General features: G+C 48.6%; 7 protein-coding genes. 6 read left to right on the top strand and 1 reads right to left on the bottom strand.

The window, feature by feature from the left end; all coding sequences use genetic code 11:
• Positions 1-103: 103 nt before the first annotated feature.
• Entirely contained in the window at positions 104-2,038 is a 1,935-nt protein-coding gene (locus tag AK2_RS15800) for a sigma 54-interacting transcriptional regulator (protein ID WP_067936913.1), read from the bottom strand.
• Between the two features lie 293 nt (positions 2,039-2,331).
• Here AK2_RS15800 and AK2_RS15795 point away from each other — a divergent pair, with 293 nt between their 5' ends.
• The 6 genes from AK2_RS15795 (at position 2,332) to AK2_RS15770 (ending at position 9,899) form a co-directional block, all read left to right on the top strand.
• A complete protein-coding gene (locus AK2_RS15795) occupies positions 2,332-3,006 on the top strand; it encodes a class II aldolase/adducin family protein (protein ID WP_067936911.1) in 675 nt (224 codons plus the stop codon).
• Between the two features lie 61 nt (positions 3,007-3,067).
• Complete coding sequence (locus AK2_RS15790; RefSeq protein WP_067936909.1) at positions 3,068-4,093, top strand: zinc-dependent alcohol dehydrogenase; 1,026 nt, start codon at positions 3,068-3,070, stop codon at positions 4,091-4,093.
• 182 nt (positions 4,094-4,275) lie between these two features.
• Positions 4,276-5,580 (top strand): MFS transporter, encoded by a 1,305-nt coding sequence (locus AK2_RS15785; protein ID WP_245632946.1) that lies wholly within the window; start codon positions 4,276-4,278, stop codon positions 5,578-5,580.
• Positions 5,581-5,610: 30 nt separating this feature from the next.
• Entirely contained in the window at positions 5,611-7,005 is a 1,395-nt protein-coding gene (locus tag AK2_RS15780) for a four-carbon acid sugar kinase family protein (protein WP_067936906.1), read from the top strand.
• Between the two features lie 594 nt (positions 7,006-7,599).
• Positions 7,600-8,877, top strand: coding sequence for a nucleotide sugar dehydrogenase (locus AK2_RS15775; RefSeq protein ID WP_067936903.1), 1,278 nt, complete (start codon positions 7,600-7,602; stop codon positions 8,875-8,877).
• A 17-nt stretch (positions 8,878-8,894) separates the two neighbouring features.
• Positions 8,895-9,899, top strand: coding sequence for an NAD-dependent epimerase/dehydratase family protein (locus AK2_RS15770; protein WP_067936902.1), 1,005 nt, complete (start codon positions 8,895-8,897; stop codon positions 9,897-9,899).
• The last annotated feature ends 971 nt before the right edge of the window (positions 9,900-10,870 follow it).

Genomic DNA, 10,870 nt, shown 5'->3' with positions numbered 1-10,870 from the left:
GAAGGTTTTTTATAAGCGTCGAATCAGGTTCCGAGGTGACAACCGCCTGCACTACAACTCCCGCTTATGACGTTCTTGACCAACGGCGGATTCACACCGGTAATTATATATTGTCTATATTGTCGTGGCTTTTGAGCTTTCGCCACAGTGTAGAGCGGCTGATGCCTAGATTTTTCGCGACCAATTCTCTGTTACCGCCGCATTGGTCCAACCGCTTCAGGATCACGCGCCGCTCAATGTCCTCAAGGGTTCCTTCGAGCAAGTCGTCTTGTGTTTCCGTATTCGCTGGCGTCGAGGGGGAAGTTCCATCATTTGCATCGAGCTCTTCCATGATTTCTCGAAAGACGTCCGCATGCGGGATACTCGTATTCAATAGCACGACGATGCGTTCCAACAAGTTTTCAAGCTCTCTTATATTTCCAGGCCAAAAGTACTTCATGAATCGATGAATCAGTGAATCCGGCAAACGGGGCTTTTGGCACTGATACCGCCTGCAGATCTTGTCTAACAAGGTATCTACGAGAGCGGGTATATCAGCAGTCCGATCGCGCAGCGGCGGTAAGAATATCCGGAGAATATTGAGACGGTAAAACAGATCTGCGCGGAACCTCCCGGATTCTATGTCAGACTTTAAGTCTCTGTGTGTCGCTGCAATAATGCGCACATCAACGGGTATGATTGAATTGCCACCCACCCGCATGACTTCGCGCTCCTGTATGACGCGCAGTAGGCGTGATTGCAGTTGCGGCGGAATTTCACCAATTTCGTCAAGAAAAATGGTCCCTGTATGGGCGAGTTCAAAAAGCCCCGCCTTGCCATTTCGATTTGCACCTGTAAAAGCGCCCGGTTCATAACCAAACAATTCGCTTTCGAGCAAATTTGCTGGTAATGCTCCGCAGTTTACTGGGACAAAGGGGCGATTCTTACGGTTGCTTTGGTTATGAATGCTTTGAGCGACTAATTCTTTCCCTGTTCCTGTTTCCCCAAGGATTAGTACGGTAGAGTCTGTCGCACTGAACTGCTTAATCTTTTCCACAACGTTTTTCATGTTCGGTGAAATGGCGATGACATCGGTCAAACTTCGTTTGGCAAGAAATCCAGACTTGTTTAACTTTCTCCGGATGTTATGTTCCATCTTTTGGATTTGTGTAATGTCTTGGAAGGTCACAACCCATCCAATCAAATCGTCTCCGACCGTGATCTTTTGTTGTGACACCGATAGGACAAAGTTACTCAGCTTTACAATTTCCCCACAAAACACTTGCTTTCTATCAATCAGTCTGAGGAGTTCTGTTTCGTGTTCGAGAACCCTAGCGAGGGGGGAATGAACAATCTGGGCCTCATCGCGATTCAGGAGATGCGCGGCTTTGCTGTTTGCCAATAAGACTCGGGATTCCTTTGAAATCACCAGGATTCCTTCCTGCGAGGTCTCCAAAACTTTACGAAATTGTTCGTTCTTTATACGTTCCTGAAGGCGGGCGCGAACGAGGTTTTCCGCGAGATCTATGGCTTCCTGCACGTTTGTTTGCGACGGCATCAACTTCATTCCCGGGAGTCCGAACTGCTTTGCATAATCGACGGACATTCCGTCCCCGACGATGAAGTCGACGTGATCTTCGATGGCTTTGCGGATTTGTCGGTCCAAATCATGCTCGTACGAGAATACCGGATAAATCTGTATATCTATATAACTACCGAGTTCACGATAGTCACAGATAATATTTTCCACACCAACGAGTCCAATTCGACGATAGATTGATTTGAGCGAATGGACGGTTCGAAGAATGTCTAAGACGCTCATTTTAACCTCGACGACTGGAATACCAACGATCTGTTTCAATAGGGTCGCCTGTCCACCTCGTGTAACAATGACCTCGGCGCCGATGGATTCCTCATGCTTGGCAATGGGGATGGTCTCCTGAAAGGAGAAATCCCTGTCATCTTCCGGAGCATAAATCTTAAATCTATCCACTCCGACAACGGCTTTTACGCAGTCGGCAAACTCTTTGGACGGTGCAATGATGACAATTTTACTCAATGTAATCACTCCCGTGCGGATCGCAGATCCGGACTGTGGGTTCGTTTTAAAATGATACAACCGTTTCAATCTGAAACGATTGTATCACGTCGTGTCGCGTTGGCACAGGACCAAAGAATGGGCTATGTCGTGTACATAAAACAACGGTGTGACAGTAAGAGGACGCACCTAGAGGCACAATTTCAGCTATCTCTTTGGGGTTGCTAGAGATATATCCATTTGACAGGGCTTGTATATTAAGTTGGCATGATTCTTGCTTAGTAGTTATGTACGTAAGGAATGGAGGTGAGTACATGATATTGGATCAATCTAAGATTGCACAGAAGTTGATTGAAACAGGAAAGTATTTGTTGGCCAACCAGCTTGCCTGGGGAACCTCGGGGAATATAAGTGCTCGTGTGGATGAACAGCACATGCTCATTACCGCTTCAGGAACCCAGATGGGCGATTTAAGTGCTGACGACTTTTCTTTGTACAACTTTCAGACGGGTACGTGGGACGGCAGCCGCAGGCCGTCCAAGGAAGTGCCGATGCACGCAGGCATCTATCAGAAGCGCGAGGATGCGAAGGTCGTACTGCATTCTTCACCTTTTTACACTACGCTTATAGCGTCCAGTGCAGAACCCGTTGTCTCCGAATTATTCATTGAGGCGATGTACTACCTTGAAGACGTCGCCTATGTGGACTATTTCCACCCGGGCACGGTTGAACTCGGCGAGGCTGTAAGGGAGCAGGCCGAAAATGGGCATGTGATTATCCTGAAAAACCACGGGGTTATCCTGTTCGATGACTCGTTTTCTGATGCCATCATGCGTCTTGAAACGTTGGAGATGGCATGCCGAATGATTATCACGGCGAAGTCGGCTGGTATCCCGCTGACAAAAATACCGGATCACTTGGTTCGAGATTTCTTGGAAAGCGGGAAGTACAAACCTCGAAAACGAGTTAACGCAAGTAGAATAAACTAGTTGTCTCGGATTTCAGGTGTCCAAACATCTCAGAGTTTATACACTCAAAGGAAGTGTCGTCATGAAAGCGGTTATGATTGAAAGTCCGTATCACGTTGTCGTCACAGAAGTTGAAGATGCTCCGCTCCGAGACAACGAAGTGCGCATTCAGGTGAAGGCAGCCGGTATTTGTGGATCTGATATTCACGCGTACAAAGGTCTTCATCCATTTCGCAAGCCTCCCGTGATCATTGGACATGAAGTTTCGGGTGAAGTAATTGAGGTTGGCAGCGCAGTCACTCGCGTCAAGGTCGGGGATAAAGTGACCGTAGAGCCACAGGCCGGTTGCGGACAGTGTGAGCATTGCCTGCGCGGGGAGATTAACTACTGCGACAACCGGCAGGCGCCTGGCATCGGCAAATGGTACGGTACTATGGCTGAGAACTTTGTTGCCCCTGAACATGTCGTATTCGTTTTGCCACCAGACATGGATCACAGACTTGGTGCATTGGCAGAACCACTTGCTGTCGGTGTCCATGCTGTACGTAAAGCAGGCATCCAAGTAGGCGAGAAAGTCGCCGTGCTTGGGGCAGGTCCCATTGGGTTGTTAGCGCTGGCTGCCGCAAGGGAGGCAGGAGCAACCACCATCCTCGCTACAGACGTATTCGACTACTGCCTGGACAGTGCAAAGACCCTTGGCGCAACTCACACAATCAACATTAAAGATAAAGACAATTGGGTCGAAGAAGCCAAAGAACACATTGGTGGACCCTTTGACAAGGTCCTGATTGCAGTTGGTGCACCAGGAATTTTAAATCAAGCATTGTCACTTGTGAAAAAAGGCGGACGAATTGTCACCATTGCTATGTTCCATGAAGAACAATCTCTCGATATTATGCAGCTGCAGGGACAGGAAAAAGAAATGGTTGGCTGCTTCTGTTATACACGTGAAGATACTCTGGCAGCTGTGGCGTTACTGGCCTCCGGCCGGATTCAAAGCGAGGCTGTAGTCACCCATGTGTTGCCCTATACTCAGGCCGCCGAGGGATTCAGAATGGTGTGCCAAAAAGAGGACAATCCCTTGAAGGTACTTATCAGTTTTGAATGAGTGAATGAGGGAAGTCTGAACTCAGTCCGATCACCTATAAGTTTCCAAACAGAATTGATGACAGGTGAGATTTAGAGAAGGGATTGTTTATCTTTGAATATCTCAGATTATAGCTTTCCATAAATCGAATAGGTTTAGTACTAAATACAATAATTGAAAAAATGGGATTAGGTGATAAAACAATGCAACAATCTACTCTAAAGGCAAATATAGAGAAGCGGTCCGAATTTTCTGTTCCCGGCTTGCGCTGGTGGATGTTTGTCTTCTTTATCTTGGTCATGATTATCAACTATGTTGACCGTTCTTCTCTATCGATTGCAATGCCTCTCATCAGCAAAGACCTGCATATAAGTCCCGTCACAGAAGGGCTGATTCTGAGCTCCTTTGGTTGGACATATGCTTTGATGCAGCTGCCTGGCGGTTGGTTGGTCGACCGTCTTAAACCGCGCAAGATTGTCGCCAGTAGTTTGATTGGGTGGGGTATCATTGAAGGGATTACGGGTTTGGCAAACGGTGTAAGCGCATTGATTGGAATGCGTATGTTGTTAGGTATATTTGAGGGACCTGTTCAAAACGGGGCCAACACCTCGTTAATCCGGTGGCTGAGAAAAAACGAACGTGCGAGAGGGAGTACGCTTGTTGATGGCGGCGGCCCGTTGGGAACTGCAATTGGCGGCGTATTGGTAACCGGTCTCATCATTTGGCTCGGTACTTGGAGATTGGGATTCGCTGCCGTCGGGCTTTTGACGGTGCTCATCGGTGTACTGGCATGGGTGTTCATGCGTGATAATCCAGCAGATCATCCGTTGATTACTGAGGAAGAAGTAAAGTACCTTCAACAAGTAGATGTTGAGAATGAAACAGAGGAAGTTATATCTGGTAGTGCGATCAAGTATTTTACACGCCTAAGCCCGTGGATGTTGCTGCTTGCGTTCTTTGGATACGACGCCGTCTTATACGGGCTCCTGACTTGGGCCCCGTCTTATGTAAGTAAGGTGCAACACGTGTCATTTGCGATGACCGGCATTTGGACGTTCGTTATCTTTGGTGCGGGATTTGTAGGAGAGCTTTTTGCGGGGCAAGTGGCGGACCGTTTAATTCGATCCGGAGCTTCTGTGAACGTTGTCATGAAATCCATGCTTGGTTTTGCTGGGTTGGGCGTTGCGGGTGCCATTCTGCTTGTGAATCACGTGACCACTGCAACCGTAGCGATTTTGCTAATCAGCCTTGCGAACTTCTTCCTTCGTTGGGGCGGATTGTATTGGAGTGTCCCAGCAAGACTCGCAGCGAAGCAGCATGTTGGACAATTGACAGGTGCCATGAATTTTTCAGGGAATGTCGCTGGTATCCTTGTTCCGATTCTTGTCGGCTGGATTGTTCAAACATCCGGCAGTTTCTTGGGCGTTTTCGTCATGTTTGCAATCGCTGGCTTGCTCATGGCTGTGTCATCCATCGCCATCAACTACTCGCGAAAATTGACTGTCTAAGCTTGTTGATTGGGTTTGGAGGTCGTCGTAATGCAAAGCCATACTTCTGAAGACCAGGGGGATATTGTTCTCTCGTTTTACGGAGATGATTTCACCGGGTCTACCGATGCCATGGAGTCACTTACCATCAATGGGCTGCCAACGGTACTGTTTCTTGATGTACCAAGTAAGGAGACGTTAAATCGCTTCCCGTACATTAAGTGTATCGGTGTCGCGGGGAACAGCCGGGTGATGAGTCCGGAGCAAATGGAACAGGTATTGCCTTCGATATTCGAGAGGTTGCGCAACGTGGGTAGTGACTTTGTTCACTATAAAGTTTGTTCCACATTCGATTCTTCGAATGAAATTGGGAATATTGCAACGGTCATGCGGATTTCGCGTGATGTTTTCAAAGCGCAGCCTTGGGTACCTGTTTTCGTCGCTTCACCTGACTTAAAGCGGTACACCGTATTCGGAAATCACTACGCGGCCATGGGAGCGGACGTTTATCGCCTCGATAGACACCCTGTCATGTCCCGCCATCCAATTACGCCCATGTCGGAAGCGGATTTGCGATTTGTATTGCAGAAACAGGGCGCAGGGGATGTTGCTTTAATCAATGTCGTAGATCTTGAACAGCCGGTGAGTGAACTGTTGAAGACGTTGGAGAATAGAGTATCGAACAACCCTGAAGCCGTGTTGTTCGATGCCTTGACGAAGGACCACGTTGAAAAAGTGGGGGAGTTGATGGCTGCTTCCCGGAGACCTGGAGAACCATTGTTCGTGATTGGGTCGTCGGGTGTCGGCCATGCCATCTCATCCGTTCGACGGAGTTGTGAAGCAGATCTCCCGACAGACGGAAAGCGTCCAGCTCACAAGAAAATAAAGAAGGTCAACCAGCTTCTGGTGGTGTCTGGAAGTTGTTCGCCGGTGACCCAGAAGCAGCTGCAATGGGCCATGGATCATGGCTTCGAGGGTATCCATCTGTCACTTCGGGAAGTAATGGATTCGAATCGCGGAGAAGCTGCGACGAAGAGGCTCGTCGCGAGAGCCAGTGAAATTCTGAAGTGCGGAAAAAGCTTAGTCATTTATACGGCATTGGGGCCGGATGACCCGACCATCAAAGAGAATCAGCAACAAATGACGGGCAGTGGTCGTCTGATATCTGATTCGAGTAAGATCCTGGGCTCTTACCTGGGAGGAATTGCCCGGATGGTGATTCAAGAGACGGGAATTGAACGGTTGGTCATTGCGGGGGGAGATACCTCCAGCTATGCCACCAGACAGCTCGGGATTTACGCGATGGAGATGATTGCCTCGATTTCTCCAGGGGCACCACTGTGTCGCTGTTATTCTGAGGATACAAACATCGACGGCTTGGAATTAGCCTTAAAAAGCGGCCAGTTTGGCGGAGAAGATTATTTCACGAAAGTACTGGAAATGTAAATTGATTTTCAAAAGGACTGTCCCTTCCATCTGTCTTTCGATGGTTTTTGGGACCGTCCTTTTCTCTACAGGCATCTGTTCCAGTGATGTCGCATTTGGATTCGGCATCGGCAGCTTACCTGCCGACGGACAAGCCCTGAATCGACCCACAACTGCAGCTGGCGCATCGTCACCCATGTTTCACGCCCCTTCATCCTCTGGCCACTTGGCTCCGGAGAAATGTCATCCAAAAGGAACCGTCCTCGCTAGCGCCAAGGTCAACCCCATACGTCACATTCACCGGATATGACTCACGTGAACAACTCGCAGATTTAGCGAAACAGCGACTAAGGAATATCTGTCACAGAGCGCGGGCAAGGCATCCGCGGTGGATTCGTTGGCGGATAAGGCCACAAACCCTTGACGGAAATCCCGCTTGGCCCGATTGCAACCTTGTCGCCGTAATCGCTCTGGCAGCAGTGGACAAGCTCATCACCGTGTTACTGACCTATAACTGAGAATCTGCCTATTTAATGGGGCTGTGGGTGTCCGTCTGCGACCCGGCGAGGGGTTATCCCATAAGATATGGCGTCATCGATAGCGAGGTGTGAAATCATGCACGACATCTTAACAATAACCAAGGACGCTCATATCTGCGTGGTGGGCCTGGGATATGTAGGATTACCTCTAGCCAGATTATTGGTAGAAAGTGGATATCAAGTCACCGGGATTGATGTCGATGAAACCAAAATAAGGCAACTGCTATCCGGGGGAAGCTATCTGAGTGATCTTTCGAATGACGACATTCACGCCCTGTTTCAATCTGGTCGATTTTCATGTGACACCTCATTCAAACCAGTTGCTCAATCCAGCGCCACTATCATTTGCGTGCCAACACCTCTAACTGAGGAAGGACAGCCGGATCTGTCCTATGTCACTGCCGCAGCCGCTTCGATTTCCTTGTTTTTACAGAAGTCTCAATTGGTCGTGTTGGAGAGCTCTACCTTTCCGGGTACAACCGAAGATTACGTGATACCAATTTTGGAGGGAAGAGGTCTAACAGCCGGACGTGATTTTTTTGTTGCATATTCTCCGGAACGGATTAACCCTGGCGATAGTTTTGACATTCGTAAGATCCCTAAAGTTGTAGGAGGTATAGACCCGGAATCGACACGGTTGGCCGTGGAGTTGTACGAGAAGGTTTTCGAGCGAGTCGTTGTCGTTTCCTCCATTCGAGTAGCGGAATTGACAAAGCTTTTGGAGAATACACAGAGGTTTATTAATATTTCCCTCATGAATGAACTCGCCATGATCTGCGACAAGTGGAAAATTAATCTTTGGGAAGCCATTGATGCCGCAAGTACAAAGCCATATGGATTCACACCCTATTTTCCAGGTCCCGGCGTTGGCGGGCATTGTATACCTGTAGATCCGCTGTACTTACAATGGATTGCAGAAAAATATGGATATAGCTTGGAGTTTATCAAGTTGGCTCGCCAGATAAACGAAGCCATGCCGGAATACGTGATGGATCGCATCATGCGATTGTGTTCATCCAATCACCCGCAGTTACTGCTTGTTGGACTCACCTACAAGCCAGATGTCAATGATTTACGCGAATCTCCGGCAGTGGACATTCTTAAACAATTGCAGGCCGATGGACATGATGTTATGTATCACGATCCTTTTATTAAGGAAATTGATATTGGAGGTAGGATTCTGAAATCTGTCGACCTGACTCCAGAAGTCCTGCAACAAGTTGATGTGGTGGCCATTTTGACCAACCATTCGAACGTGGATTATGAGATGATCATGCAGCATGCGCGGGCTGTGTTGGATACGAGAAACGCATTTGGGATGGCGCACAATCGACCGAATATTGAATCTTTGTGATACGAGGGGTTGACAGCATGAAGTTTCTGGTTACTGGAGGGGCGGGTTTCATAGGCTCACACCTGGTAGAAAAATTATTGCAATTGGGGCATGAAGTAACGACTCTTGATGATTTGTCAAATGGTAGATATAACTATATACAGTCTGTGATGAAACATCCGAATCATACCTTCGTCTGTGGCAGCATCATGGATGAGGCTTTGACGGATCGACTGATAAGCAAGCATGACGGAGTTTTCCATTTAGCTGCTATGCTCGGTGTGAAAAACTGCGTCGAGAGCCCACGAAAGATCATTGAGAACAATGTGCTAGGCACAAGAAACATCCTTGAGTCCTGTTTCCGAAGGAATAAAAAGGTTGTCTTTGCATCAACATCAGAAGTGTATGGGAAAAATCCACAAGTACCTTTTCGGGAAGATTCGGATCGCGTATTGGGTCCAACCATGATACACCGTTGGAGTTATGCCACAGCGAAGGCACTCGATGAACATCTGTGCTTAGCATACACAAAGGAAGGCCTGCAGTCGGCCATATTAAGGTACTTCAATATCTACGGTCCAAGATCGGAAGGTACTCCTTACGCAGGTGTTATTCCCATCTTTATTCGCGCCGCATTGGAAAACAGACCTTTGACTGTTTACGGAGATGGACGACAAACCCGGTGTTTTACGTATGTAGATGACTGCATCACATGCACAATCGCAGCGATGGAATCCAGTACAAACGGATTGGTGTTCAACATTGGAACCACTGACGAAATCTCGATTATGGACTTGGCTCACCGCATCAAAAGGATGACGGGAAGTGATTCGGAGATTGTTCTGATCCCCTATAAGGAAGCGTACGGAGAAGGGTATGAAGACATGCAACGCCGTATTCCTGATCTCGCACGGACCAATCAGATCTTGAAGTATACCAATGCAACACCATTGGATGATGGATTGCGTAAGACGATTCAATGGCACCTCGAGGAAATGGGATTACATGACGATGGTGACAGCGCGTACTTTGATGTGACATAAACATACGGTAGTCCTGCCCGTCAAGACAGACGATGAACACCCAAGATTGGACATATGCTCCCGATATTGAGCTCTTTTGCAGTGTTGTTTCGGCCTTTGCCCCTTATTTAGGAATCATCATGGGTCGCCGCACGGTCAAGGGCCGCCGACGCTCTGAGTCTCCTTGACAGCTCCGCATTCCCTTTAGCTTAGGACAGTTAAGGGCGAAGGCCACGATACGCACCAATCGACGCGTCATACCTTTAGGTGCTTTGGCTTCAAAATAGAGGCATTGGAACTTGACCGGTGACAGGCAATGCGGGTGAATGCAGCCGGGTTTGTTGTGTTGTATTGGCGCACGCATGCCTCGACCGCCTGGGACGCCTCGGCATGGTTCTCAAATCCGTACATAGACAAGCACTCATGCTCAAATGTATGGGTTCATGTTCGGCGTCTTAGGCGGTACACCCTTGTGCAGAACGTTCCGACGCTCACATTTCGATTCAGGGCAAAGCTACTTTGTCCGCGTTGCCTTAAGTGCACTCATCATGCAACGTCTGGGATTGAGCAATCACGAAACGATCCACCAGATCCCGGAGAGTCCCCAGTCATATTTCATACAGTTGACATAGTTTTCATAAAAATATGCCGTTTCATCCATCGCCAGTGACGCATTTTCGGAAACCACCGGCTCCAGAGGTGCTCGGCGATTGCGATGCACCAGGATGAGCGCGGTGGTTCGGATGATGGGGGAAGAAGCCGGTCTGGGTGTTCCGCATTTCAAATCTCCGTGTGCGGCCCATCGTTCGTGGCCAGGAGCGCGCCGATGTGGAGTCTGGCGCGAAGGTGGCAATCGTGTGGTGCATGCGTACGCAAGGCCGGAGCGGTTGTACTGGTACAGCCTTCACGAAGGCCATACCCTGGAGGTGGCCGTGGAGGCTTACCGGGAGCGTGTATGGTCATTATCCAGAACGTGCAGTATTGGAACGCAA

The organism is Alicyclobacillus kakegawensis NBRC 103104, from assembly GCF_001552655.1.
GTDB lineage: Bacteria > Bacillota > Bacilli > Alicyclobacillales > Alicyclobacillaceae > Alicyclobacillus_G > Alicyclobacillus_G kakegawensis.
This window is presented reverse-complemented; position numbering and strand designations above follow the sequence as displayed.